This is a genomic window from Stenotrophomonas sp. ZAC14D1_NAIMI4_1 (genome assembly GCF_003086775.1).
Classification (GTDB): domain Bacteria; phylum Pseudomonadota; class Gammaproteobacteria; order Xanthomonadales; family Xanthomonadaceae; genus Stenotrophomonas.
The window spans coordinates 2,228,004-2,254,708 of the sequence record NZ_CP026001.1 but is presented as its reverse complement, the minus strand read 5'-3'; the positions used below and the strand labels follow the sequence as shown (position 1 = coordinate 2,254,708).

22 protein-coding genes are annotated in these 26,705 nt (G+C 67.0%); 7 read left to right on the top strand and 15 right to left on the bottom strand.

The features are described from left to right. The first annotated feature begins 558 nt into the window (after positions 1–558). From C1927_RS10450 to C1927_RS10435, 4 genes are read left to right on the top strand one after another with little or no spacing between them, the layout of a single operon-like run. The gene (locus C1927_RS10450) at positions 559–2,844 is read left to right on the top strand and encodes a methyl-accepting chemotaxis protein (protein ID WP_108746634.1); all 2,286 of its coding nucleotides are present in this window, start codon (positions 559–561) and stop codon (positions 2,842–2,844) included. A 33-nt stretch (positions 2,845–2,877) separates the two neighbouring features. Beyond that, on the top strand, positions 2,878–3,747 hold the full coding sequence (locus C1927_RS10445; protein WP_108746633.1) for a CheR family methyltransferase: 870 nt from the start codon (positions 2,878–2,880) through the stop codon (positions 3,745–3,747). Further along, complete coding sequence (gene cheD / locus C1927_RS10440; RefSeq protein ID WP_079221788.1) at positions 3,744–4,340, top strand: chemoreceptor glutamine deamidase CheD; 597 nt, start codon at positions 3,744–3,746, stop codon at positions 4,338–4,340. The genes C1927_RS10445 and cheD overlap by 4 nt, the downstream gene beginning before the upstream one ends. Beyond that, positions 4,337–5,410 carry a chemotaxis response regulator protein-glutamate methylesterase gene (locus C1927_RS10435; protein ID WP_079221787.1) on the top strand — a complete coding sequence of 358 codons (1,074 nt, stop codon included), beginning with the start codon at positions 4,337–4,339 and terminating at the stop codon, positions 5,408–5,410. Before cheD ends, C1927_RS10435 begins: the two co-directional genes overlap by 4 nt. Positions 5,411–5,500: 90 nt before the next feature. Here C1927_RS10435 and C1927_RS10430 read toward each other — a convergent pair whose 3' ends face one another. From C1927_RS10430 to C1927_RS10405, 6 genes are all read right to left on the bottom strand, one after another. After that, on the bottom strand, positions 5,501–6,391 hold the full coding sequence (locus C1927_RS10430) for an amidohydrolase family protein (RefSeq protein ID WP_108746632.1): 891 nt from the start codon (positions 6,389–6,391) through the stop codon (positions 5,501–5,503). Next, on the bottom strand, positions 6,391–7,413 hold the full coding sequence (locus C1927_RS10425) for an amidohydrolase family protein (protein ID WP_108746631.1): 1,023 nt from the start codon (positions 7,411–7,413) through the stop codon (positions 6,391–6,393). Before C1927_RS10425 ends, C1927_RS10430 begins: the two co-directional genes overlap by 1 nt. A gap of 23 nt (positions 7,414–7,436) precedes the next feature. Beyond that, positions 7,437–8,720 carry a carbohydrate porin gene (locus C1927_RS10420; protein ID WP_159095342.1) on the bottom strand — a complete coding sequence of 428 codons (1,284 nt, stop codon included), beginning with the start codon at positions 8,718–8,720 and terminating at the stop codon, positions 7,437–7,439. 87 nt (positions 8,721–8,807) lie between these two features. Beyond that, positions 8,808–10,121, bottom strand: a complete 1,314-nt coding sequence (dctA, locus tag C1927_RS10415; protein WP_108746629.1) for a C4-dicarboxylate transporter DctA — start codon at positions 10,119–10,121, stop codon at positions 8,808–8,810. A gap of 43 nt (positions 10,122–10,164) precedes the next feature. After that, positions 10,165–11,220: a 4-oxalomesaconate tautomerase gene (locus C1927_RS10410; protein ID WP_108746628.1), complete on the bottom strand. Its 1,056-nt coding sequence runs from the start codon at positions 11,218–11,220 to the stop codon at positions 10,165–10,167. Further along, positions 11,213–11,884 carry a 4-carboxy-4-hydroxy-2-oxoadipate aldolase/oxaloacetate decarboxylase gene (locus C1927_RS10405; protein ID WP_108746627.1) on the bottom strand — a complete coding sequence of 224 codons (672 nt, stop codon included), beginning with the start codon at positions 11,882–11,884 and terminating at the stop codon, positions 11,213–11,215. Before C1927_RS10405 ends, C1927_RS10410 begins: the two co-directional genes overlap by 8 nt. A 101-nt stretch (positions 11,885–11,985) precedes the next feature. On the opposite strand from C1927_RS10405, the gene C1927_RS10400 reads away from it, so the two are divergent. Beyond that, positions 11,986–13,233, top strand: a complete 1,248-nt coding sequence (locus tag C1927_RS10400; protein WP_108746626.1) for a LysR substrate-binding domain-containing protein — start codon at positions 11,986–11,988, stop codon at positions 13,231–13,233. 31 nt (positions 13,234–13,264) lie between these two features. Here C1927_RS10400 and C1927_RS10395 read toward each other — a convergent pair whose 3' ends face one another. The 9 genes from C1927_RS10395 to C1927_RS10355 all read right to left on the bottom strand — a co-directional run bounded on the left by C1927_RS10395 (position 13,265) and on the right by C1927_RS10355 (position 22,712). Next, complete coding sequence (locus tag C1927_RS10395; protein ID WP_079221779.1) at positions 13,265–13,825, bottom strand: hypothetical protein; 561 nt, start codon at positions 13,823–13,825, stop codon at positions 13,265–13,267. Between the two features lie 117 nt (positions 13,826–13,942). After that, positions 13,943–16,534, bottom strand: a complete 2,592-nt coding sequence (gene acnB / locus C1927_RS10390; RefSeq protein WP_079221778.1) for a bifunctional aconitate hydratase 2/2-methylisocitrate dehydratase — start codon at positions 16,532–16,534, stop codon at positions 13,943–13,945. A gap of 44 nt (positions 16,535–16,578) precedes the next feature. Then, positions 16,579–16,977, bottom strand: a complete 399-nt coding sequence (locus C1927_RS10385; protein ID WP_079221777.1) for a type II toxin-antitoxin system VapC family toxin — start codon at positions 16,975–16,977, stop codon at positions 16,579–16,581. Positions 16,978–16,983: 6 nt separating this feature from the next. Then, positions 16,984–17,208, bottom strand: a complete 225-nt coding sequence (locus C1927_RS10380; protein WP_079221776.1) for an AbrB/MazE/SpoVT family DNA-binding domain-containing protein — start codon at positions 17,206–17,208, stop codon at positions 16,984–16,986. Positions 17,209–17,273: 65 nt separating this feature from the next. Beyond that, positions 17,274–18,710 carry a porin gene (locus tag C1927_RS10375; RefSeq protein WP_079221775.1) on the bottom strand — a complete coding sequence of 479 codons (1,437 nt, stop codon included), beginning with the start codon at positions 18,708–18,710 and terminating at the stop codon, positions 17,274–17,276. 134 nt (positions 18,711–18,844) lie between these two features. After that, entirely contained in the window at positions 18,845–19,621 is a 777-nt protein-coding gene (locus C1927_RS10370; protein WP_006442371.1) for an ABC transporter permease, read from the bottom strand. Then, positions 19,605–20,438 carry an ABC transporter ATP-binding protein gene (locus C1927_RS10365; RefSeq protein WP_079221774.1) on the bottom strand — a complete coding sequence of 278 codons (834 nt, stop codon included), beginning with the start codon at positions 20,436–20,438 and terminating at the stop codon, positions 19,605–19,607. Before C1927_RS10365 ends, C1927_RS10370 begins: the two co-directional genes overlap by 17 nt. 14 nt (positions 20,439–20,452) lie before the next feature. Continuing rightward, positions 20,453–21,514: an ABC transporter substrate-binding protein gene (locus C1927_RS10360; protein ID WP_079225216.1), complete on the bottom strand. Its 1,062-nt coding sequence runs from the start codon at positions 21,512–21,514 to the stop codon at positions 20,453–20,455. Positions 21,515–21,590: 76 nt separating this feature from the next. Beyond that, positions 21,591–22,712, bottom strand: a complete 1,122-nt coding sequence (locus C1927_RS10355) for a 4-oxalomesaconate tautomerase (RefSeq protein ID WP_079221773.1) — start codon at positions 22,710–22,712, stop codon at positions 21,591–21,593. Between the two features lie 109 nt (positions 22,713–22,821). Here C1927_RS10355 and C1927_RS10350 point away from each other — a divergent pair, with 109 nt between their 5' ends. Beyond that, complete coding sequence (locus tag C1927_RS10350; protein WP_049455867.1) at positions 22,822–23,724, top strand: LysR family transcriptional regulator; 903 nt, start codon at positions 22,822–22,824, stop codon at positions 23,722–23,724. Between the two features lie 171 nt (positions 23,725–23,895). After that, a complete protein-coding gene (gene acnA / locus C1927_RS10345) occupies positions 23,896–26,649 on the top strand; it encodes an aconitate hydratase AcnA (protein WP_108746625.1) in 2,754 nt (917 codons plus the stop codon). The last annotated feature ends 56 nt before the right edge of the window (positions 26,650–26,705 follow it).

The window sequence follows — 26,705 nt, the reverse complement described above, 5'->3', positions numbered from 1 at the left end:
CATGTAAGCTCGGTCGCCGCATCCATGCGGCTCACGCCCCCGCGCAACCCACCCGCCCGGCCACGGACAGTTTCCCGCGCGTTTACCCCGGATTGAAGAAAGAAGAGCAAGAGCAACAGCTGCACCGTTCCCGGGGTCAGATCCGTTTTCCGCAGGAAAACGGATCTGACCCCCAATTCCGCCCCGACACCAACACCGCTCTTGCCGTCCGCCGACGCAATGCACGAAGAGGCGGGCCGGGGTGGGCAGGCGGGACCGTAGGCGCCAAGGACGGCGCCTACGAGCTACATGGACGTATTCACCGCGTGTCCCGCCTGCCCACCCCGGCCCGCCTCCCTCGATGTAACGAAACGCCGACAGACCGCTCTTGCTGTTGCTGTTGCCCTGGCTCAAAAGCCTGCCGCAGGCAGCGCCGCAGCCGCCGCTGCAAGGAACCCTGAATACGCAAAGCGCGTGACCCTCAAATCTCCCCGCCCCCGGCCGATAACCGTTCTGTCACGGCCTGTCGCGCCCTGACCGGTACTGGCGCCGCCCGCCCGTCTCGACCTGGTCCGCTTCATGAACCTCCTGCATCGCTGGCAACACTACTTCAGCAACCTCTCCGTCCGGCGCAAGCTCAACCTGCTGACGCTGCTCATCGCGATCGGCGTGATCGCGCTGTCGGTGATCGCCGCCCGCATGCAGTACCTGGACCTGACCAAGACCCGCAAGGACGCCCTGAAGACCCAGGTCGAACTCACCTACGGCGTCCTCGACCACTACAAGCGCCTGGCCGCCAGCGGCGAACTCAGCGAAGACGCCGCCAAGGCCTCCGCCCTGCAGGCGCTGGAAGTGATGCGCGCCAACAACGATGCCGATTACTACAACGTGCTGGACACCCAGTACCGCGTGCTGATGCACCCCTTCGCACCCAAGCGCGTCGGCACCGTGCAGAAGGATTACACCTCCGATGACGGCGTGCCGATCTACTACCTGCAGGTCGGCATGGCACGCATCGGCGGCGGCTTCACCTACTACAAAACCGGCAAGCCCGGCAGCGAGGGCCTGATCGACAAGGTCACCTACGCCGGCATGTACGCACCGTGGCAGTGGGTGGTCACCACCGGCGTCTACATGGACGACGTGCAGCATGAAGCCTGGGCCTTCACCGGCGTGATGACCCTGGCCGGTGGCGCGCTGGTGCTGATCGTGCTGGGCCTGAGCTGGATCATCGGCAACCGCATCGCCGGCCCGCTGAAGCAGGCCACCGCCGTTGCCGAGGGCATCGCCAAGGGCAAGCTCGACAGCCACATCGGCCCGCAGCCGCATGACGAAACCGGTCGCCTGCTGGACGCCATGTCGGGCATGCAGCAGCAGCTGCATGCGGTCATCAGCGGCCAGCGTGAAATGGCCCGCCGCCACGATGCCGGTGAACTGAGCTACCGCATCGATGCCAGCGCCTTCCCCGGCGAGTACGGCCTGATGGTGCAGGAAACCAACACTCTGGTCGGCAGCCACGTGCAGACCCTGCACGACGTGCTGGACGTGGTGAAGCAGTACGCCGTCGGCGACCTCAGCCGCGACGTCGCCCGCTACCCGGGCGAGAAGGCCGCCATGACCACCGCCGTGGATACGGTCAAGGCCAACCTCGGCCGCATCAATACCGAGATCAAGCAGCTGGCCAGCGCCGCTGCCGCCGGCGATTTCAGCCGCCGCGGCGACGCGCAGCGCTTCGATCACGATTTCCGCCTGATGCTGGAAAACCTCAACGCCATGATGGCGGTCAGCGATGACAACCTCGGCAAGCTCTCGCGGCTGCTGTCGGCCATCGCCGAAGGCGACCTGACCACGCGCATGCAGGGCGACTACCAGGGCGTGTTCGCGCGCATGCGTGACGATGCCAACAGCACCGTCAGCCAGCTGACCCAGATCGTCGGCCAGATCCAGGCCAGCGCCTCCAGCATCACCCTGGCCGCCGGCGAGATCGCCTCGGGCAACAGCGACCTGTCGCGCCGCACCGAACAGCAGGCGGCCAACCTGGAAGAAACCGCGGCCTCGATGGAAGAGCTGACCTCGACCGTTCGCCAGAACGCCGAGCACGCCCGCCAGGCCAACCAGCTGGCCATCGGTGCACAGGGCGTGGCGTCGCAGGGCGGCAGCGTGGTCAACCAGGTGGTCACCACCATGTCGGCCATCGAAGCCTCGTCGAAGAAGATCGCCGAGATCATCAGCGTCATCGACGGCATCGCCTTCCAGACCAACATCCTGGCGCTGAATGCCGCCGTGGAAGCCGCGCGTGCCGGTGAGCAGGGCCGTGGTTTCGCCGTGGTTGCCAGCGAAGTACGCACCCTCGCCCAGCGCTCCGCCGCTGCGGCGAAGGAAATCAAGGGCCTGATCGACGACTCGGTCGGCAAGGTCGCCGAAGGCTCCAGCCTGGTGCACCAGGCGGGCAGCACCATGGGCGAGATCGTCGCCTCGGTGCAGCGCGTCACCGACATCATGGCCGAGATCTCCGCCGCCTCGCAGGAACAGAGCGCGGGCATCGAGCAGGTCAACCAGACCGTGGTGCAGATGGACGAAACCACCCAGCAGAACGCTGCGCTGGTGGAGGAAGCCACCGCTGCCGCCCGTGCGATGGAAGACCAGGCCGCGCAGCTGGCCGACGCCGTGGCGATCTTCCGCCTCGACAACCAGGTGGCTGCCGCAGTGAAGGCCGTCACCGCCCGCATCGAGCCTGCACCCGCCGTGGCCGCGCGCCGTGCGCAGCCGGTGGCGTCGCCGGCGCAGGCCCGACGCCCCAGTTCCAGCCCGTCCTCCAGCTCCAGCTTCGTCGCCCCCAGCGACGGCGACTGGCAGGAATTCTGATCCCGGTGGCGGCTGCGGCCGCCACCCTCGCCGATGGACACGTCCCCCGTGCAAAGTCCTACTCCCATCGTCACCGGCCCCCGCGAATTCGAGTTCGCCGACCGTGATTTCCGCCGCGTCTGCGACCTGATCTACCAGCGCGTGGGCATCGCCCTTGCGCCGGCAAAGCGCGACATGGTGTACGGCCGCCTGTCGCGCCGCCTGCGCACGCTGGGCATGCGCAGCTTCCAGCAGTATCTGGACCATCTGGAGCAGGACGGTGGCGATGAGTGGCAGGCGTTCACCAACGCGCTGACCACCAACCTCACCTCGTTCTTCCGCGAACCGCACCACTTCGACAAGCTGCGCGAGGAACTGCAGCAGCGCTCCACCCGCAGCCCGCTGCTGCTGTGGTCGTGCGCCGCCTCCACCGGTGAGGAGCCCTACTCCATGGCCATCACGGCCTGCGAGGCGTTCGGCACCCTGAAGCCACCGGTGCGCATCGTCGCCACCGACGTGGATACCCAGGTGCTGGCCACCGCCAGCCGCGGGGTCTACAACATCGACCGCGTCACCAACCTCGACCCGGACCTGCGCCGTCGCTACTTCCAGCGGGGCAGCGGCCCCAACGAAGGCCAGTGCCGGGTGCTGCCCGCGCTGCGCGAGCTGATCGACTTCCGCCCGCTCAACCTGCTGGCCCCGCGCTACGACGTCGGCGGCCCGTTCGACGCGCTGTTCTGCCGCAACGTCATGATCTACTTCGACAAGCCGACCCAGCGCGCCATCCTCGGCCGCCTCGTGCAGCACCTCAACGAAGACGGCCTGCTCTACACCGGCCATTCGGAGAACTACCTGCACGCGGCCGACCTGATCCAGCCCTGCGGCCGCACCCTGTACCGCCGCGCACAGGGGGCCGGCGCATGAATGCCTCGCTGCGTACCGATGATGTGATGCGCTACCAGGACGCGCGCTTCAAGACCGTCGCCGCCAAGCTGCTGCCGACCCAGTACCTGGTGGTCGATGACACCACTGCGCTGACCACCACGCTGGGCTCCTGCGTGGCGGCCTGCCTGCGCGACCCGGTGCTGAAGATCGGCGGCATGAACCACTTCCTGCTGCCCGAAGGCAATGCCGGCGACGGCGCACCTGCGCGCTATGGCAGCTATGCCATGGAACTGCTGATCAACGACATGCTCAAGCGCGGCGCACACCGCAAGCGCATCGAAGCAAAGGTGTTCGGCGGCGCCAACGTGCTCAAGGGCTTCACCAGCAACCCGGTGGGCACCCGCAACGCCGAGTTCGTGCGCCAGTACCTGCAGGCCGAGCACATCCCGATCATCGCCGAGGACCTGTGCGGCATCCACCCGCGCAAGATCTGGTTCTTCGCCGATACCGGCCGCGTGGTGGTGCAGCGCCTGCCGCATGCCCATGAAGCCGAAGTGGCCGCGACCGAATCGGCCGTGCGTGCACGCCTGTCCAAGGCCCCGGTCACCGGTGGCGTGGAGCTGTTCGAATGACCCTGCCCGGCAACGCCCCCTGCCGGGTCCTGATCGTCGACGACTCCGCCGTCGTACGGCAGATGCTCACCGAGATCCTGTCCAGCGACCCGGGCATCGATGTGGTCGGCACCGCCGCCGACCCGCTGCTGGCACGCGAGAAGATCAAGCGCCTGGCGCCGGACGTGATCACCCTGGACGTGGAAATGCCGCGCATGGACGGCCTCGCGTTCCTGGAAAACCTGATGCGCCTGCATCCGCTGCCGGTGGTGATGATTTCCTCGCTGACCGAGCGCGGTGCCGACACCACCCTGCAGGCGCTGGCCCTGGGCGCGGTCGACTTCGTCTCCAAGCCCAAGCTCGACGTGGCCCGTGGGCTGCAGGGCTACGCCGATGAAATCATCGCCAAGGTGAAGATGGCCGCGCGCTCGCGCGTGCGCCCGCTGATGCGCGCCGCCACGCCCAAGCTCATCCTCGATACCGCGCCCGCGGTGCGCCCGGCTGCGCCGCAGTTCCGCACCACCGACCGGCTGATTGCCATCGGCTCGTCGGCCGGCGGCACCGAAGCGCTGCGCGTGGTGCTGGAAGGCCTACCTGCCGATGCCCCGGCCGTGGTGATGACCCAGCACCTGCCGGCCAGCTTCAGCACGGCCTTCGCAGAACGCCTGGACCGCCACTCGGCCATGGCCGTACGCGAAGCCAGCGATGGCGAAGCCGTGCTGCCCGGCCATGCCTACCTGCCCCCGGGCGGCAAGCACCTGCGCATCATCCGCGACGGTGCGCGCTGGCGTTGCCGCGTTGACGACGGCCCGGCGGTGAACCGGCACAAGCCGGCGGTGGACGTGCTGTTCCGCTCGGTGGCGCAGGCCGCCGGCGGCAATGCCATCGGTGCGATCCTCACCGGCATGGGTGACGACGGCGCACGCGGCCTGCTGGAGATGCGCCAGGCCGGCGCACCGACCCTGGTGCAGGACGAAGCCACCAGCGTGGTCTGGGGCATGCCCGGTTCGGCGTTCAAGCTGGGCGCGGCCGAAGAGCAGGTGCCGCTGGAGCGGATCGCCGAGCGGTTGCTGGCCCTGGCACGCGGCTGATTGCATCGGGGTTTGCCGGCCAGCGGCCGGCACTGCCAACCTGTTTGCAGCAAAGGGTAGTGCCGGCCGCTGGCCGGCACCCACAGCGCCTCACGAACCCCAATACAACCGCATCGGGTTTTCCACCAGCAGTTTCTGCTGCAGCTCCAATGTCGGCGCAATGTGCGGAATCACATCCACCAGGTGCCCATCATCAGGCATGTGCTCCTTCATGTTCGGGTGCGGCCAATCGGTGCCCCACAGCACACGGTCCGGGAAGCGCTCCACCAGATGCCGCGCGAACGGCACCACATCGGCATACCCCGGCGGCCCCACCCGCGACAGCCGCTCCGGGCAGCTGACCTTGCTCCACACGTTGCCGTGCTCGGCCATCAGCTGCACGAAACGCTGGAATTCCGGCCCATCCACCGGTTGGCTCACGTCCGGCCGGCCCATGTGGTCGACCACCACCGTGGTCGGCAGTGAAGTAAAGAACTTCCAGCGCTCGGCCAGATCGGCGGCTTCGAAGTACACCACCACGTGCCAGCCCAACGGCGCGATGCGGTCGATGATCGCGTGGTAGTAGGCATCCGGCTTGGGATCGACCAGCCGGCGCACGAAATTGAAACGCACACCACGCACGCCCGCTGCATGCAGCTGCTGCAGCTCCTCGTCGCTGACCGTATCGCGCACTGTGGCCACGCCACGGGCCATGCCACCGCTGGCCTGCAGCGCGTCGACCAGGGCACGGTTGTCCGCACCGTGGCACGTCGCCTGGACGATCACGTTGCGGCTGAACCCGAGATAGTCGCGCAGCGCGAACAGCTGCGCCTTGCCCGCGTCGCAGGGCGTGTACTTGCGCTCGGGTGCGTACGGGAACACATCGCCCGGACCGAACACATGGCAGTGCGCGTCCACCGCGCCCGGCGGCGGCACGAACGTCGGGCGGCTGGGGTTCGCGCAGTAGTCCAGCCAGTCGGCATCCTTCTGGAACGCGACCATCACAACCCCCTCGCCTTCAGCTGCGCATCCAGCCGCGGGTAGACCCGCCGCGCATTGCCTTCGAATACCTTGCAGCGGTCGCCCTCGGACAATGCCAGCGCATCCACGTAGCGACGGGTGTCATCGAAGTAGTGGCCGGTCTGCGGGTCGATGCCACGCACGGCGCCCACCATCTCCGAACCGAACAGGATGTTGTCGATGTCGATCACCTCGAACAGCAGGTCGATGCCGGGCTGGTGATACACGCAGGTATCGAAGTAGACGTTCTTCATCACATGCTCGGCCAGCGGCGGCTTGCCCAGCATGTCCGCCAGGCCACGGAAGCGCCCCCAATGGTACGGCACCGCGCCACCGCCATGCGGGATGATGAAGCGCAGCTCCGGGAAGTCACGGAACAGATCGCCCTGCAGGAACTGCATGAAAGCAGTGGTATCGGCGTTCAGGTAGTGCGCGCCGGTGGCATGGAAATTGGCATTGCAGCTGCCCGACACGTGCACCATGGCCGGCACGTCCAGTTCCACCATCTTCTCGAAGAACGGGTACCAGGAACGATCGGTCAATGGCAGGCCATCCCAGTGGCCGCCGGACGGATCGGGGTTGAGGTTGCAGCCGACGAAACCAAGCTCGTTCACGCAGCGCTCCAGCTCGGCCACCGAGTGCGCGATCGGAACGCCCGGCGACTGCGGCAGCTGGCACACGCCAATGAACTGATCCGGGTACAGCTGCACCACGCGCGCGATCAGGTCGTTGCAATGGCGCGTCCATTCGGCGCTCACCTGCTCGTCGCCGATATGGTGGGCCATGGTGCTGGCACGCGGCGAGAAGATGGTCATGTCCGCGCCACGCTCACGCAGCAGGCGCAGCTGGTTGGCCTCCACGCTGTCGCGCAGTTCGTCGTCGCTGATCGCGGGATAGACCGCCGCTGGCAGCGAGCGGTCATTGAAGTGGGCCACCTGCGCCTTGCGGAACGCATCGTGGCCGGCGGGGGCCGTGGTGTAGTGGCCGTGGCAGTCGATGATCATGGGGGATCTCCTGGAGCGATGGATCACCAGCCGAACAGCTGGGCGAAATGCACATCCACGCGCAGGCCGACAATCAGCGCGTCGGGGATGTTGGTGGTGCGGGTGGGCGCATAGATCGGGTCGGGGTTGATGACGTACTGCAGGTTCGGCATCAGGCGGACACCCTTCTTCAGCGCCCAGCCGTAGCTGAGCTCGGTGATGATCTCGTCGGCATGCGGCGCACCGGTGCCGCCGTAACGGCTGCGGCGGTCCCGCAGGAAACCGATCTGTTCGTCGCTGAAATGCGTGTTGGAGACGAACATGGCCAGGGTGTCCTGGTCGCGGCTGGCGAAGGTGCCGGTCTTGACGAAGCCCACCGACACGAAATGATCGACCGGCGCCTCGTTGCCGGTGTTGACGTAGACACGGCCGAACACGGCCAGGTTGCGCTTGCCCTCGCCGCGCCAGACGGTCTGGTCGCCCATCGCGTACACACCCAGGCGCGCGCCGTCCTGCACGGCCGTCGGCTTGCCGGTCAGCGCCGCCGAGTTGCCTTTGGCATCGAAGTACGAGCTCTTGCCGCCATCGCTGTTACGGTACATGCCGACGCGGTAGGTGCGCGGCAGGCGGTCGTTGGCAAAGCTGGTCTGGTACCCCACTTCGTAGGCGCTGATGGTGCCGGTGCCCTCACCCACCGAAAAGTCCAGGCCGTTCTTGCCGGCTTTGTTCAGCTCGTTGTTGTAGTCGAACACGCCCGCCTGCGCGTACCAGCGGTCATCGGCGTCGTAGCGTACGATGCCGGCCCAGGACGAATTCGGGTAGGCGGTGATGCCCAGGTCAGTGATCGCACCGTAGGGCGTCAGGCACATCGCGTTGCTCATGAACACGCAGTTGAGCGGCGAGTTGTTGAAGTAGCTGTTCACCGGCGCACGACCGGCAGTGATGCTCAGGCCGTTGTCAAAGCGGTGACGAATGGTCAGCCGGGTCAGGCGGCCGCCAGCCACCGGTCGCCAGGTCTGCTGCGCACTGATCGAGTTGCCGATCTTCTCGCGCGCCAGGTTGCGCCCGGCGAACCACGCCCACTGCGCATCCACGTCAGTGCCGTGCACGCCGAAGAGTTTGTCCAGGTCGAACTTCGACTGGGCCATCACCCAGTACGAGCCTTCGGTGCCCTGTTCGACACCGCCCACCGGGTTGTGGGCCACGTTGCCGACCAGGTCCAGGGTCAGGTCGATGCCCTCGGGGATGCTGCGCTCAGCGGCGAAAGCAGGCGTTGCCAGAACGCTGCCTAGCAGCAGGTACAGCGGGGTACGCAGGAACTGCGACATGTTCTCTCCCTTCCCGGCGCCACCGGCGCCAGGGTGATGCATTCAATGGAGGCCACCGCAGTGGCCGTCAGGACTCAGGCCATTGCCTCAGGCGGGCTGCACGCCGAGCAGGCGCTGCCGGGTTCGGCGGGTGCCGATCTGCGCGGCCATGGTCTTCTCATCCAGCTTGCCTTCCCACTTGGCGATCACCAGCACGGCAATGGCATTGCCGATCAGGTTCACGAAGGTCAGGCCTTCGGCCAGGATGCGGTGGATGCCCAGAATCAGCGCGATGCTCGCCACAGGAATGGTGCCGGTGGTGCCGAGGGTCGCGGCCAATACCACGAATGCCGCACCGGCCACGCCCGCAGCACCCTTGGAAGTCAGCAGCAGCACAGCGATCAGGCCCAGCTGGTGCCACACGGTCAGCTCGGTATTGGTGGCCTGGGCCAGGAAGATCGCCACCGTGGTCAGGTACAGGCAGGTGCCGTCGAGGTTGAACGAGTAACCGGCGGGAATCACGAAACCAACGACGCCCTCTTCGCAGCCCAGCTTCTTCATCTTCTCGATCAGGCGCGGCAGCACCGTTTCGGTGGAAGTGGTGGCCGCAACGATGATGATCTCGTCGCGCAGGTAACCCAGCAGGCGCCACAGACTGGCACCGGTCCACCAGCACACGGTGCCCAGCACCAGCACGGTGAACAGCCCACAGACCACAAAGAACTCGATGATCAGCTCGCCCAGCGACAGCAGCGAGGCGGCACCGAACTGGCCCACGGTGAAGGCGATGGCACCAAACGCACCGATCGGCGCCACGTACATGATGTAGCCGATGATCTTGAACAGCGCACCGGAGGCGCTCTCGATGACGTCCATCACCGGCTTGCCGCGCTCACCGACGGCGGCCAGGGCCACGCCGAACAGCACGGCCACGAACAGCACCTGCAGCACGTGCGCCTCGGTGAAGGCGCTGACCAGGGTGTTGGGGATGATGGCCATGATGTAGGCCACGATCGATTGGTCATGGGCGGTGTGCACGTAGCCCTGGATGCTGGCCATGTCGATGGTCGCCGCATCGATGTTCATGCCGGCGCCAGGCTTCCACAGATCCACCGCCACCAGGCCGACGATCAACGCGAGGATGGTGATCACCTCGAAGTAGATCAGCGACTTCAGCGCCAGCCGGCCCACGCTGCGCATGTCACGCATGCCAGCGATGCCGTGCACCACGGTGACGAAGATGATCGGTCCGATCATCATCCGGATCAGCTTGATGAAGCCGTCACCCAGCGGCTTCATCGCCGAACCCAGGTCCGGCTGCAGCCAGCCCAGCAATACGCCGATCACGGTGCCGGCCAGCACCTGGAACCACAACTGGCCAAAGATTCCAAAGCGGCCCGGCCGCTTCCCTACCACGGTCATAACAACCCTCCCAGGTCGCAGAGAATAGAAAGGCGATGCCTGTTCAGTCGAACAGTTCGCCGTCGAACAGCTTCCGTGCGGTGCGCAGCATGGCCGCGCGAGCCACCTGGCCGTCCTCGTCCAGTTCGATCACGCAGGTGGTGGCCCCGCTGGGGTGCTCCACCGCCAGGGTCTGTACCTGCCCGCCCGGCAGCCGGGCCAGTGCATGGGCCGGCGAGCCCGGCAGCAGGCATGCCGTCGCCACCGTCACCGCACCCAGCACGCCGATGGACGCATGGCAGCGGTGCGGGATGAACGAGCGCACGCAGATCGCGCCGCCGTCGGCCGGTGCGGCCACCAGCATCATCTTGGGCACCGACTTGTCCGCCACATCCCCCAGGTTCATCTTCGGCCCCGCCTGCAGGCGGATCGCCTCCAGGCGTGCCTTCAAGGCCTCGTCGGCATCCAGCGTGGCGCGATCCTCGTACCCGCTGATGCCCAGGTCAGACGCGCCCAGCACCACGCAGGGCATGCCGTTGTCGATCAGGGTGGCCTGCACGCCTTCAATCACGTCCACCGCGTTGCCGGTCGGCAGCAGCGCGCCGCAGCTGGAACCGGCGGTGTCCTCGAAGGCCAGCGGTACCGGCGCGGCGCTGCCCGGCACCCCGTCGATGCGCGCGTCACCGGCATAGCTCACCACGCCACCCGGTGTCTGCACGCTGGCCGTGGCCAAGGTGCCGGTGTTCCCCATGAAGATGCGGACCTCGGTCACTCCATCGCACGCCGCCACCAGACCGCGCTCGATCGCGAACGGACCCACACCGGCCAGCATGTTGCCGCAGTTCTGCGCATCACTGACCAGCGCCTGGTCGACGAACACCTGCAGGAACAGGTACTCGACATCGGCATCCTCGCGCTGCGAGGGCGCGACCACGGCGACCTTTGAGGTCAGCGGGTCGCCGCCGCCCATGCCGTCGATCTGCCGCACGTCCGGCGAACCATAGGCACGCAGCAGGAAGGCATCACGCGCGGCTGCGTCGGCCGGCAGGTCCTGGGCGAGGAAGAACCCGCCCTTGGACGTACCGCCGCGCATCCACATCGCGCGCACGCTCTTACTCATAGCGCAGGCCCTTGGCGGCAAGGCGCTCGCGCATGGCGTAGAGGTCCAGGCCGAGCTCGCCACGGGCCAGGCGCTCGCGCTTGTCAGCCTCGCGTGCCTCGCGTGCCTGCGCTTCTGCGGCCACCCGTGCCGCATCGGCGCGTGGCACGATGCAGACGCCGTCATCGTCGGCGATCACCACGTCACCCGCATTCACCAAAGCGCCTCCGCAGACCAGCGGCACGTTCACCGAGCCCAGGGTTTCCTTCACCGTGCCCTGCGCGTGCACCGCACGGCTCCACACCGGGAAGCCCATTGCGGTCAGCTCGCGCACATCGCGCACGCCCGCATCAATGACCAGGCCGCGGCAGCCACGGGCCTGCGCCGAGGTCGCCAGCAGGTCGCCGAAGTAGCCGTCGGTGCAGTCGCTGGTCGGCGCCACCACCAGGATGTCGCCCTGGCCGAGCTGCTCGATGGCCACGTGCATCATCCAGTTGTCGCCCGGCGGCACTGACACAGTGACCGCACTGCCTGCGATGCGCACACCGCTGTAGATCGGGCGCAGCCGCGGGTGCAGCAGGCCGCTGCGCCCCTGTGCCTCATGCGCGGTGGCCACGCCGGCCTCGGCCAGTGACTGGATCAGCGCCGGTTCGGCGCGTTCGATGCGGGTGATGACGCGGGACATCCATCCATCCTTCGTTGGCGATGGCGCAGTCTGTTCCGCCCCGTGCAGACCCCTCAAGATCGTTTTTCGTCCCACCCATTCAATCTGGTTATAGTTGTGCCATGAATGGACTGCCCGAGCTGAACCTGAAACACCTGCACGCGATGGTGGCGGTGCACGCGCACGGCGGCATCAGCGCGGCCGCACCGCATCTCAACCTGTCCCAGCCCGCACTCACTCAGGCCATCGCACGGCTGGAGCGTCAGCTCGATGCGCCGCTGTTCGACCGCCAGCCAGGCGGCATGGTCGCCACCGAAGCGACGCGCCTGCTCGCACCGCGCATCGAACGCGCCCTCGCCTACCTCGCCCGTGGCGTACGCGCGGCCCGGCGTGCGGCGCGCCTGCCTTCACTGGCAACCATCGAACGGCGGCTGACACTCAGCCAGCTGCGCGCCCTCAACGCGGTGGACAGCGCGGGCAGCTTCACGCTCGCGGCAGCGCGCGCCGGGGTTTCGCAGCCGGCCATGCACCGCGCGGTGCGCGAACTGGAAGCGGTGATCGAAGTGCCGCTGCTGCAGCGGCGTGGCAAGGCCCTGCTGGCCACGCCCGCCGCCACCCGCCTGCTGCGCTGGGTCCGCCTGGCGCTTTCCGAGCTGGCCACCGGCCTGGACGAACTGGCCGCCACCCGCGACCAGCACGGCGGCCGCCTGGCCATCGGGGTGATGCCGCTGGCGCGCGCATTGCTGCTGCCGCAGGCACTGGCCCGGTTCGCACGCGCCTGGCCAGGCGCCACGGTGAACGTGGTGGAAGGCCCGTTTTCCGAGCTGCTGTCCGACCTGCGCGAAGGCAGCCTGGACCTGCTGGTTGGCGCCATGCGCGACCTCAGCGCGGTGCCCGACGTGGTGCAGGAAGGCTTGTTCGACGATGATCCGGTCATCGTCGGCCGCGCGGACCATCCCCTCGCCGCGCAGCTGCCGTGGCGTTTCGAACAACTGCTGGACTATCCGTGGGTGATCCCGGCCACCGGTGCGCCGGTGCGTGCACGCTGGGAGCGGATGTTCCGCGACAACGGCCACGAGCCACCGGTGCTGCGCATCGAATGCGGCTCGCTGGTGATCACCCGCGGCCTGCTGCTGGAGGATGACTGGCTGACCCTGATGTCACGCGACCAGTTCCTGATCGAACGCCAGGCCGGCCTGCTGGCCGAACTGGGCCTGGCCGGCCGCGCCCTGCGCCGCCGCATCGGCCTGACCACCCGCGCCGACTGGCACCCGACGCGACCGCAGCAGGCCTTCCTGCAGACCTTCCGCGAGGTCTGCGCCGAGCGCAGCAACGACGGACCGGACGCCTGGCCCTTCCGCTATCGCTGACGCTGGTGACTACCGGCCACTGCGATCAACACTACGGGCCGAAGCCCACCGCCAGGGCCACGACTTTCCCCTCGCGCAGGAAGTAGCAGTTGCTCGAGCCTCCCTCCAGGAAGATGCAGGTCCGGTCAACGACCACGCCACCCAGACGGTCCTGCACGCTTTCTTTGGCCGCCGCCTGACTGGCGATCTTCTGCACCGCTGCGGCCGGGCCACCAATCCGTACGCCGTTCAAGGCAATGGCTCCCAGTCCCTCTACTGTTCCGGCATTCCCTTCCCCTGGCGACAGCGAAGAAACACGGATCTCATCCACCGTGCGGAATTCCGGCGCGACATCGGGGTTCGAGGTGATGACCACCTCACGTGCAGACGCGGCGTCACGGTAGACACGTCGTACCAAGCCGATCTGATCGACCGTCTCGGCACCCTTCCCATATCGCTTGATCACATCCGCCTCGAGATACGCATGCGGGCGGTAGCCACCGTCGGCAAACGCCTTGGAGATGTAATCGACGCCAGGTTCCCGTGCGCACGCGGCAGAAGCAACGCACGACAAGGCAGCACCGGCAATGATGAAAAACACGAGCCTGTTCATTCTGCAGAGTTCAATCACTCACGGGTCTGGTCGCGAGCATCGCACATAAAAAAACCCCCGGCTTTCACCGGGGGTTCTTCGCTTCAACGGGATGCCGGCCAGCGGCCGGCACTACCCTCAGGCAGCGACCGTCTTGGCCACGTCCTGGTATTCCTCGATCTGGTCGAAGTTCATGTAGCGGTAGATCTCCGCGCCGCTGGCGGCAATCACGCCCACATCGGCCATGTACTCTTCCTTGGTCGGGATGCGGCCCAGACGCGAGCAGATCGCGGCCAGTTCGGCCGAACCCAGGTACACGTTGGTGTTGCGGCCCAGGCGGTTCGGGAAGTTGCGGGTCGAGGTCGACATCGCGGTGGAGCCTTCGCGGATCTGCGCCTGGTTGCCCATGCACAGCGAGCAGCCCGGCATTTCCATGCGTGCACCGGTGGCGCCGAAGGTGCCGTACACGCCTTCCTTGGTCAGCTCCGAGGCGTCCATCTTGGTCGGCGGGGCCACCCACAGGCGGGTCGGCAGGTCACGCTTGCCTTCCAGCAGCTTGGCAGCGGCACGGAAGTGACCGATGTTGGTCATGCACGAACCGATGAACACTTCGTCGATCTTGGCGCCAGCCACTTCGGACAGCGTCTTGACGTCGTCCGGGTCGTTCGGGCAGGCCACGATCGGCTCGTGGATGTCGGCCAGGTCGATCTCGATGACGGCGGCGTATTCGGCGTCGGCATCCGGCTCCAGCAGCTCCGGGTTGGCCAGCCACGCTTCCATCTTCTCGATACGGCGCTGCAGCGAACGCGGATCCTGGTAACCCTCGGCAATCATCCACTTCAGCAGGGTGATGTTGCTGGTCAGGTACTCGATGATCGGTTCCTTGTTCAGGCGCACCGAGCAACCGGCCGCCGAACGCTCGGCCGAGGCGTCGGACAGTTCGAACGCCTGTTCGACCTTCAGCTCCGGCAGGCCTTCGATTTCCAGGATGCGGCCGGAGAAGATGTTCTTCTTGCCAGCCTTGGCCACGGTCAGCAGGCCCGACTTGATGGCGTACAGCGGAATGGCGTTGACCAGGTCACGCAGGGTGACGCCCGGCTGCATCTGGCCCTTGAAGCGCACCAGCACCGATTCCGGCATGTCCAGCGGCATGACGCCGGTGGCCGCAGCGAAGGCGACCAGGCCCGAACCGGCCGGGAACGAAATGCCCACCGGGAAACGGGTGTGCGAGTCACCACCGGTGCCGACGGTGTCCGGCAGCAGCATGCGGTTGAGCCAGCTGTGGATCACGCCGTCGCCCGGGCGCAGCGAGACGCCGCCACGGGTGGAGATGAACTCCGGCAGGGTGTGGTGGGTCTTCACGTCCACCGGCTTCGGGTACGCGGCGGTGTGGCAGAACGACTGCATCACCAGGTCGGCCGAGAAGCCCAGGCAGGCCAGGTCCTTCAGCTCGTCACGGGTCATCGGGCCGGTGGTGTCCTGCGAGCCGACCGAGGTCATCTTCGGTTCGCAGTAGGTGCCCGGGCGCATGCCCTGGCCTTCTGCCAGGCCACAGGCGCGGCCCACCATCTTCTGTGCCAGCGAGAAGCCCTTGCCGTTGTCGGCCGGCTGCACCGGCAGGCGGAACAGGTCGGTCGGGGCCAGGCCCAGCGCTTCACGCGCCTTGCCGGTCAGGCCGCGGCCGATGATCAGCGGAATGCGGCCACCGGCGCGCACTTCGTCGAACAGCACGTCGCTCTTCACTTCGAACTCGGCGATCACTTCGCCGTTCTTCAGTGCCTTGCCGTCGTACGGACGCAGCTCGACCACGTCGCCGTGCTCCATCTGCGAAACGTCCAGCTCGATCGGCAGGGCGCCGGCATCTTCCATGGTGTTGTAGAAGATCGGGGCGATCTTGCCGCCCAGGCAGACGCCACCGGCGCGCTTGTTCGGGATGAACGGAATGTCATCGCCGGTCCACCACAGCACGCTGTTGGTGGCCGACTTGCGCGAGGAACCGGTACCGACCACGTCGCCCACGTAGGCAACCAGGTGGCCCTTGTCCTTGAGGTCGAGGATCTGCTGGATCGGACCGCGCTTGCCGTCTTCTTCCGGGGTGAACGCCGCATCGTCGCGCTTGTTCTTCAGCATCGCCAGGGCGTGCATCGGAATGTCAGGGCGGGTGGTGGCGTCCGGGGCCGGCGACAGGTCGTCGGTGTTGGTTTCGCCCGGCACCTTGAACACGGTGACGGTCAGGCTCTGCGGCACTTCCGGGTTGCTGGTGAACCACTCGGCATCGGCCCAGCTCTGCAGCACGGACTGGGCGTTGGCGTTGCCGGCCTTGGCCTTTTCCTGCACGTCATGGAAGGCGTCGAAGACCAGCAGGGTCTTCTTCAGGCCCGCAGCGGCGATGGTGCCGATGGCCGCATCGTCCAGCAGCTGCACCAGCGGGGCGACGTTGTAACCGCCGAGCATGGTGCCCAGCAGTTCGGTGGCGCGCTCGCGGCTGATCAGCGGGTTCTGCTCGCTGCCCAGGGCGATGGCCGCCAGGTACGAGGCTTTGACTTTGGCAGCATCGTCGACGCCGGCCGGCACGCGGTGGGTCAGCAGGTCGAGCAGGAACTCGGCCTCGCCCTGCGGCGGGTTCTTCAGCAGTTCGATGACATCGGCCGTCTGCTGCGCGCTCAGCGGCAGCGGCGGGATGCCAAGCGCAGCGCGCTCGGCGACGTGGTGGCGGTAGGCTTCCAACATGACAACTCCCGGGTAATGCGTAGGTTGAAAAAACAAAAGTGGGCTCAGGCTTGCGGCACGATCAGCTTCAGGCCCTTGAAGTAGTCGCGGTAAAACGTGTCGTTCCAGGTGATCAGGCCATCGCACTGCAGCAGTGCGTGGGCGCCGACCATGAAATCGTCCAGGCTGCGGCGGCTGCCGCTGCGCTGGCGGTGGCGGCGGTGCATCTCGCCGGCGCGCAGGGCCGACTTGGCCTCCAGCGCATTGAAGTGCACGCCCATCTCTTCCAGCGCTTCAAGCACCTCGGCGCCGCCGCGCAGCGAGGCGCAGACTTCAGCCAGGGTCGCGCCGCAGACCACCACGCGGCCGCCGACCAGGCTCTGCCGCAGGCAGGCCTCCACTGCATCGGCCTGCGGGCCGTTGCTCAGCAGTTCAACCAGCACCGGGGAATCGACGGCGATCATCACGGCTTATTCCTCGTCGCGCACGGCGCGCACGGCGGCCTCGGCCGAATCGAAGCCATCAAGCGCGAACTTGCCGCGCGCCCGTGAAATGGCATCGTCAACACTCTTGCGCAGAATGATCCGGCTGCCGTCCAGCTCGACCTTCAGCTGGGTGCCCTTGGTCAGGCCCAGCGCGTCACGCACTGCCTTGGGCAGGGTGATCTGTCCGCGCTCTGCAACGGTGGCTTCCATGGGTAGGCCCTCTTCGGTATGCACGAATTATACATACCGAAGGGGCCATACCGCCACCCGCGTACTTAGAAGACCACCTGCAGGCGGGTATTGAAGGTCGTGCCCTCGTCCCTGCCCTGCCCGCTGCCGCTGCGGTTGTAGGTCTGCCAGCGGATCGCCTCGAACATCACCCGGCTGTAGTCGTTCAGGTACCAGTTCGTTCCCAGCGTCCACGCGTGGCCGGTGCCGCCGGTGGGCAGCTCGGCGTAGTCCACGTCCTCATAGCGCGCCTTCAGTTCCCAGGCCCCAGCGCCGCCATCGGTTACCGGGTCGGCCACCTTCACCTTGCCCCAGGTGCCGGCCTTGCCCGAGTACGCCGGAAGTGCGCCCGCCAGGAACCAGCCCGCCGACACCGCCCAGGCCTGGTGGTCCAGGTCGTAACGGCCGCTGGCGTCGACGCCGCGCAGGTTGCGCGTACCCCATTCGCCGGTGGCCCATGCCGGGCCGAAGAACCCAGCCGCTTCCAGGCCATAGGCCGTGCTGCGCTCGGCCCCCACCAGGGTGCCCGGGGCGATCTTCACCAGATCGTTGAAGTGCCCGGCGATGGCCGAGCTGCGCAGCACCCCGCTGGCACCGGCGGCGATCTCCTCGTGGAAGGCCCAGGCCCCCAGGTGCACGGTGGCGGCCTTGCTGGCCACCGGATTCCAGTGCACGCGCGTGGCCCAGGTCTGGCTGTCGTTGTCGTTGCCGGCGTTGTTCAGATCGTTGCCTGCCACCGACAGGCTGGCGTGCCAGCCCTTGCCGTACACGCGCTCGGTCAGGCCCACGCCGAACAGGCCACGCTGCGGCAGCATCAGCGTGCCGACCACGTTGCGGTCCGGGAACGGCGTGTTGGAGGTGCTGCTGGAGCCGTCGATGCCACGGTCGTTCAGCCGATTGCCCACGGTCAGGTCGGCCGGCAGGCCGAACAGGGTGTGGTCCACGGTCGCATAGACCGATTTCCAGGCGACCGCGTTGTCGGCGAAGTCACCCTCCACCGCCCAGCCCAGGATGCCGTAGCGGCCCTCGGCGCCCAGGCGCACCGAGCGGATCTCGGTGCCGGAAATGTTGCGGTCGGCCACCGACGAGCCATCGGTACTGGAGCCATCGACGAACAGGCGGCCGCGCGGGCGGAACGCCACCTTGCCGTCGGCACTGCTGAATTCCGGCGCCCCCTTCGCCCAGGACACCTTCGGTGCCTTGGACTGGCTTGACTCCAGCGCGGCCACGCGCGTTTCCAGCGCTGGGGCCGGTGCCGGTCCCGGTGTCGCCACGGCGGCGGCAGCGCCGCCCTGCCCGCCTTCAACCGCACGCAGACGGGCTTCAAGCTGCTGGATCTGCAGTGCCTGCTGCTGCACCAGCGCCGACAGTTCGGCCTGGCTCAACGGGGCCGGGGCGGATTGTGCCCCGGCATGGCCGCTGGCCAACAGCAGGCCGAGCGCGACCGACAGCGCTGCGCGGGGCAGCACGGTGTGCGTGTTCATGGGTTCTCTCTCCGGCCAGCCGGCCCCCTGGCCTGGCGCTGGCCTGTTGCGGTGGTGCGGGGGAAGATCGGGGGAGGCAGCGCGCGCCGCCGGATCAGCCCGGCGGCACGGCATGCGGGCTCAGCGCGGCGCGGTCAGCTGGTGGCCTGTGCCTGGGCGTTGGGACGCCAGGTGATCAGCTTGTTCTCGACCACGTCGAGCAGGGCATCGATGACCAGCACGAAGGCGGCCAGGATGATGATGCCGGCAAACACACCCACGGCATTGAAGTTGCCTTCGGCCTGCGCGATCAGGTAGCCCAGGCCTGCCGAAGCGCCCAGGTACTCACCGATGATGGCGCCGACCACGGCGAAGCCGACCGAGGTCCGCAGCGAAGACAGGATCCAGCTGGCAGCCGCGGGGAAGTAGACGTGGCGCAGCAGGTCGCTGCGGCCCGCACCGAGGATGCGCGCATTGGCCAGCACCACCGGGTTCACTTCACGCACGCCCTGCATGGCGTTGAAGAAGGTGGTGAAGAACACCAGGGTCACCGCCAGGGCCACCTTCGACCACAGGCCCAGGCCCAGCCAGAGCACGAAGATCGGCGCCAGCACCACGCGCGGGATCGCATTGAAGCCCTTGATGAAAGGATCCAGGATGCGAGCCGAGCGGCGGCTCAGGCCGAGCCAGACGCCACCGGCCACACCCAGGCCGGTACCGATCAGGTAGCCCAGCGCGGTTTCGGTGAGGGTGATGTAGACGTGCTGGTAGAAGGAAGTATCGGACAGCCAGGTCCACGCCTGCTGCACGATCGCCGTCGGCGAGGGGAAAAAGAACGGATCGATCACGCCCAGCGCGATGCCGCCTTCCCAGCCACCGAACACGGCGATGACCAGGGCCAGCTGGATGATCTTGTCAGTCTTGGCGTGCATAGCTCTTCTCCACTTCGCCGCGCAGGCAGGCCCAGATGTCGCGGTACAGGTCGGTGAAACGTTCGTCCAGCTTGATCTCGGCAACATTGCGCGGCCGTTCCAGGCCCACGTCGAAGCTGCGCACGACGCGGCTGGCCGGGCCGGAAGACAACACCACCACGCGGTCGCCCAGGGCGATGGCTTCTTCCAGATCGTGGGTGATCAGGATCACCGAGCGGCGATCCTCCTGCCACAGTCGCAGCAGCTCGTTCTGCATCAGGTGGCGGGTGTGGATGTCCAGCGCCGAGAACGGCTCGTCCATCAGGATCACCTTCGGCTCGACGATCAGCGCCTGCGCCATCTGCACGCGCTTGCGCTGGCCACCGGACAGCTGGTGCGGATAGCGGTGCTCGAAGCCGGCCAGGCCGACCTTGGCCAGCCACGCATTGGCCTTGGCCTTGCGCTCGGCCTCGGGCACGCCACGGAAGCGCAGGCCCAGCTCGACGTTCTGGTAGGCGGTTTTCCACGGCAGCAGCGCATCCTGCTGGAACAGGTAGCCGACCGACTCCTGCACGCCGCTGACCGCGCGGCCATCGATGGCCACTTCGCCTGACGACGGCTTCAGCAGCCCCGCCACGGAATTGAGGATGGTGCTCTTGCCGCAGCCGGTGGGGCCGACGATGGCGAGGAACTCGCCGTCGCCCACCTGGATGTCGACATCACGCACGGCGGTGAATTCGCCGAAGGACATGGTCACCTTGTTGATGGCGACCATGGTCTGTGCAGGCTCCAGCTGCGGCGCGCCGTTGAGCTGGCGCACGGTGGCATTGAGGGCCATGGGGTTACCTCCGCTTAACGTTGGGCGGCCGGCGCCGCAGCGTGGGCACGCTCGACGAAGGCATTGGTGTAGGTTCTGGACAGGTCGATGTCGGCGTTGGCGACATCCTTGTTGAACTCGCGCAGCACCTTCAGCGGCGTTTCCAGATCGGCCGCGGTGAAGTGGCCATCGGTGGTGAAGATCGCGCGGGCGTTCTCCACGGCACGGGCGTAGGTGGCACGGTCGCCGGAGACGTAGCTGTCCGGCAGTGCGGCGACGATGTCCTCGGCGCTGTTGTCGGCGATGAACTTCAGGGCCATCTGCTCGGCGCGGGCGATCTTCTCGGCCGCCTGCGGGCGCTGTTCCAGGAAGCTGCGGTTGGCATACATCACCGAGGTCGGATACAGGCCACCGTAGACCTGGCGTGCGCCCTCGTCGCTGCGTGCATCGATGATGATCTTCCCGACCTTGCGCTCGGTGATCAGCGTCGCCGCCGGGTCATAGTTCACCAGCAGGTCGATCTTGCCCTGCTCCAGTGCTGCCACCGCCGCCGCACCGGACCCCACGCCGATCAGCGAGATGCTGTCCACCGGGATGTCATGCTGGGCCAGGAAGTGGCGCACGAAGAAGTCGGACGAGGAACCCGGTGCCGTGATGCCCACCTTCTGGCCCTTGATCGTGTCCGGGCGCGCCGGGTCGAACGTCGCATCATCGCGGCCGGCCATCACCAGGCCGGAATTGCGCGACAGCAGCACGAAGCCCACGACGTCCTTGTGCTTGGCCTGCATCTGGATGGTGTGGTCATAGAAGCCCACCGCCACGTCGGTCGAGTTGGCCACCAGCGCCTGCAGGACCTTCGAACCGCCCTGGGCGAAGTTCTCGGTCTTCACTTCCAGGCCGACGTCCTTGAAGTAACCCTTCGAATCGGCAATGAAGAACGGCAGGTTGTTGAGGTTGTACGACCCCACGCTGATCCGCACCGGCGCGTTGTCGCCACCGCCGGCCGCCGCGCCCTGCGCATCGGCCCCCTGCTTGCTGCACCCGGCCATGGCCAGGCCTGCCGCGCACAGCGCGGCCATGAACATCTGCTTGTACATCATCCCTCCCAGGAGTGAAGCATCTACGTTGTGGTGGCCGGCCACGCGCGGCTGCGCGGGCCCGACCGGTTTCAGGTCATGCCGCTGAAGTCCATTGGCGGGCTTGGGTGGAACAGATCTCGGGGGTTGCCGGCGAGGTCGCGAACACGCGGCCTTCGAACAGGCGGCGGGCGGTACGGACCACGCTGGCAACCACCGGCGCATCGTCCGAGCTTCGGCTGAGGCCCACATCCAGGGCCCCGCTCGGATGTTCGAGGGTAATGCTGCCGGGCAGGCCCAGGCATCCGACGAAAGTGTTGGCCAGCGTGCCTGGCGTGACCGCCGCCGTGGCCAGGCCGACCCCACCGGTGATCGCCAGCGCGGTATGGCACTGGTGCGGCATGAAGTAGCGCACCTGCAGATGGCCGCCGTGCTGCGGCGCAGACAGCAGCACCGGCTTGGGAATCACCTTGTTGCCGGCGTCGGCGATGCCCATGCGGGCCCCGGCTTCGATGCGCAGCGCCTCCAGCCGGGCGAGAAAGACCGCATCCGCATTCAGTTCGGCGGGCGCCGCATCACCACGCACGCCCAGGTCCTCGGCGCGCACCAGCATCATCGGCATCGCGCAGTCCACCAGGCTTACCGCCACGCCATCGATGGTTTCCTGGGCGTGGCCACTGGGCAGCAGCTTGCCGGTGCGGGCACCGGCCGCATCCAGGAAGGACAGCCGCACCGGCGAGGCCGAGCCCGGCGCACCGGCAATCCGCGTATCGCCGCGGTAGACCACTTCGCCGCCGGGGGTTTCCACCGTTGCCACGATCAGCTTGCCGGTGTTGACGTTGAAGATGCGCACCGACGTCTGCGGGTCCTGCGCCTGCACCAGGCCCCGTTCGATGGCGTATGGGCCGACCGCGGCCAGCATGTTGCCGCAGTTGGGCGAGGTATCCACCACCTGCTGCTCCACCCGCACCTGGGCGAACAGATAGTCCACGTCGGCATCATCGCGGCTGGAGCGGTCGATGATCGCCACCTTGCTGGTCAGGGCGTTGCCACCACCGATGCCGTCGATCTGCAGCGGATGGCCCGAGCCCATCACTTCCAGCAGCAGGCGGTCGCGCTGGGCGGTGTCCGCCGGCAGGTCGGATGCCAGGAAGAAGGGGCCTTTGGATGTACCGCCGCGCATGAGTACGCAGGGAATGCTGAGCAGATCGTTGGACATACGTGTGCTAGATTGATGCGTATAGGGGATGAATACCCCCTCTGTGATTCGATACTGGCATGACCCCGATTGATCTGTGAATTGCTGATTTTTGGATGATTGATACCCAATGAGCATCAATTGCGAAATCCTCGACCTGCGCGCATTCCTTCTCGTTGCCGAGACACGCAGCTTCCATCGCGCCGCTGAAAGCCTGCACGTATCGCAGCCAGCGCTCAGCCGCCGCATCCAGAAGCTGGAACAGGCCGTCGGCTCACCCCTGCTGGAACGCACCACGCGCAGCGTCAGCACCACCGCCGTCGGCGAGAACCTGCTGCCGCTGGTGCGGCGCATGCTGGAAGAGTTCGACGGTTCGTTGTTTTCCCTGCGCGGCCGCGAGGACACCCGCGGCGCCACGGTCACCATCGCCTGCCTGCCTACGGCCGCGTTCTACTTCCTGCCCAGCGTGATGGCACGCTTCCACGAGGCGCACCCGAACGTGCGCTTCCGCATCCTCGATATTCCGGCCACCGAGGGCCTGCAGGCGGTGGAACGCGGCGAAGTGGAATTCGGCATCAACTTCATGGGGGCCAACGACCCCAACCTGGATTTCGACGTACTGGCCGAAGACCCCTTCGTGCTGGCCTGCCGCCGCGACCACCCGCTGGCCCGCAAGCGCAAGGTCGAATGGGCCGACCTGGCCCAGCACCAGCTCATCACCGTGCACCGCACCAGCGGCAACCGCACCCTGCTCGACGGCGCCCTGGCACGCGAAAACCTGAAGCTGAGCTGGCACTACGAAGTGACCCACCTGTCCACGTCCCTGGGCATGGTCGAAGCCGGCATTGGTGTCTCGGTGCTGCCGAAAATGGCCACCCCCGATGGCGACCACCCGATCCTGGTGACCCGCCCGATCGGCAATCCGGTGGTGTCGCGCACCATCGGCATCGTGCGCCGCCGCGGCGCCCTGCTCTCACCCACTGCCGAGCGCTTCCTGCAGATGCTGATGAGCCAGTGGCGCGGCAAACCGTGACATCGGCACTACATACAGCCATGTAACCTTGCGTCCTGCGCCAAGGGCGTTTCGGGCCCTCCCCGCTCGGCCATACTGGCGGGGATCCGGCGGCCGGAACGCCACCGGCAAACGCAAGCAGGCCCGCCACGGTGGGCCAGTGCAAGCCATCCGCAAGAGGAGTCATCCCGCATGAGCGATTCGTTCTCCACCCGCAGCCAGCTGGACGTCGGCGGCAAGACCTACGACTACTTCAGCCTTCCCAAGCTGGGCCAGCGCTTCGATATCTCCCACCTGCCCTATTCGATGAAGATCCTGCTGGAGAACCTGCTCCGGCACGAGGACGGCGGCGCCACCGTCGGCCCCGACCACATCGAAGCGGTGGCTCGCTGGAAGCCCAGCGCCGAGCCGGATACCGAAATCGCCTTCATGCCCGCGCGCGTGGTCCTGCAGGACTTCACCGGCGTGCCCTGCGTGGTCGATCTGGCCGCCATGCGCGATGCGGTGGTCAAGCTGGGCGGCAAGCCCGAGCAGATCAATCCGCAGATTCCCTCCGAACTGGTCATCGACCACTCGGTGCAGGTCGATGTGTTCGGCAAGCCCGACGCCCTGGACCTCAACGGCAAGATCGAATTCCAGCGCAACCAGGAACGCTACGGCTTCCTGCGCTGGGGCCAGAAGGCCTTTGACAATTTCAAGGTGGTGCCGCCCAACACCGGCATCGTCCACCAGGTGAACCTGGAGAACCTGGCCCGCGTGGTGATGACCGCGGACAAGGACGGCAAGGCGGTTGCCTACCCCGATACCGTGTTCGGTACCGACAGCCACACCACGATGATCAACGGCATCGGCGTGCTCGGCTGGGGCGTGGGCGGCATTGAGGCGGAGGCGGCCATGCTCGGCCAGCCGTCCTCGATGCTGATCCCGCAGGTCGTCGGCTTCAAGCTGAGCGGCAAGCTGCCCGAAGGTGCCACCGCCACCGACCTGGTGCTGACCGTCACCCAGATGCTGCGCAAGCTGGGCGTGGTCGGCAAGTTCGTCGAGTTCTACGGCGACGGCCTGCAGCACCTGCCGCTGGCCGACCGCGCCACCATCGGCAACATGGCCCCCGAGTACGGCGCCACCTGTGGCATCTTCCCGATCGATCACGAATCGCTGAACTACCTGCGCCTGTCCGGCCGCAGCGACGAGCAGATCAACCTGGTCGAGGCCTACGCCAAGGCCCAGGGCCTGTGGCACGAACCGGGCAGCGCACCGGCCCAGTACAGCACCACGCTGGAACTGGACATGGGCACGGTCAAGCCTTCGCTGGCCGGCCCCAAGCGCCCGCAGGACCGCGTGCTGCTGGAAGACGTGCAGAAGAACTACCGCGAGTCGCTGGTCGGCCTCACCGCCAACCGTGACAAGCGCAGCGCCGATGTCTCCACCTTCGTCAGTGAAGGCGGCGGCGCGGCCGTCGGCAACGAACAGCTGGCCAAGGGCTATGCGGACATCGAGACCGAAGGCCGCAAGGTCCGCCTGAAGGACGGCGCGGTCGTCATCGCCGCCATCACCTCCTGCACCAACACCTCCAACCCGGCGGTGATGATCGGCGCCGGCCTGCTGGCCCGCAACGCCGCCGCCAAGGGCCTGAACCGTCAGCCGTGGGTGAAGACCTCGCTCGGCCCAGGCTCGCGCGTGGTCACTGATTACCTGGAAAAGGCCGGCGTGCTGAAGGAGCTGGAGAAGATCGGCTTCTACGTGGTGGGCTACGGCTGCACCACCTGCATCGGCAACTCCGGTCCGTTGCCCACCGAAGTCAGCGCCGGCATCGCCACTGGCGATCTGGTGGTCACCTCGGTGCTGTCGGGCAACCGCAACTTCGAGGGCCGCGTGCACCCCGAAGTGAAGATGAACTACCTGGCCAGCCCGCCGCTGGTGGTGGCCTACGCCATCGCCGGCACCACCGACATCGACCTGACCACCCAGCCGCTGGGCACCGGCAGCGATGGCCAGCCGGTGTTCCTGCGCGACATCTGGCCGAGCAACAAGGAAATCGGCGACGTCATCGCCGCGACCATCGGCCCGGAGATGTTCAAGCAGAACTACGCCGACGTGTTCAAGGGTGACAGCCGCTGGAACACCATCGCCTCGCCGGACGGCAACCTGTACGAGTGGAGCGATGCCTCCACCTACATCAAGAACCCGCCGTACTTCGATGGCATGACCATGCAGACCGGCAGCATCGACGATGTGCACGGTGCGCGCGTGATGGGCCTGTTCGGCGATTCGATCACCACCGACCACATCTCCCCGGCCGGCAACATCAAGAAGGATTCGCCGGCGGGCCGCTTCCTGCAGGAACGCGGCGTGCAGCCGGCCGACTTCAACAGCTACGGCAGCCGCCGCGGCAACGATGACGTGATGGTCCGCGGCACGTTCGCCAACATCCGCATCAAGAACCTGATGTTCGGCGGCGAGGAAGGCGGCAACACCCTGTACTACCCGGCCAACGGCGGCCAGCCGGAAAAGCTGGCGATCTACGATGCGGCCATGAAGTACAAGGCCGACAACGTGCCGCTGGTGGTGCTGGCCGGCAAGGAATACGGCACCGGCTCGTCGCGTGACTGGGCCGCCAAGGGCACCCTGCTGCTGGGCGTGAAGGCCGTGGTGGCCGAGAGCTTCGAGCGCATCCACCGTTCCAACCTGGTCGGCATGGGCGTGCTGCCGCTGCAGTTCCGCAACGGCGAGAACGCGCAGTCGCTGGGCCTGGACGGGTCGGAAACGATCGACATCACCGGCCTGGAAGACGGTGCCAGCAAGCGTGCGACCGTCACCGCGACCAAGGCCGATGGCACGAAGAAGACCTTCGAGGTCTCGGTGATGCTGCTGACCCCGAAGGAAGTCGAGTACTTCCGCCACGGCGGCCTGCTGCAGTACGTGCTGCGCCAGCTGGCGGGTCGCTGAACCGTCCCGTGCCACCAATGGGCGGAAGCCCGGCCCCCGCGCCAGCGCGGGGGCGC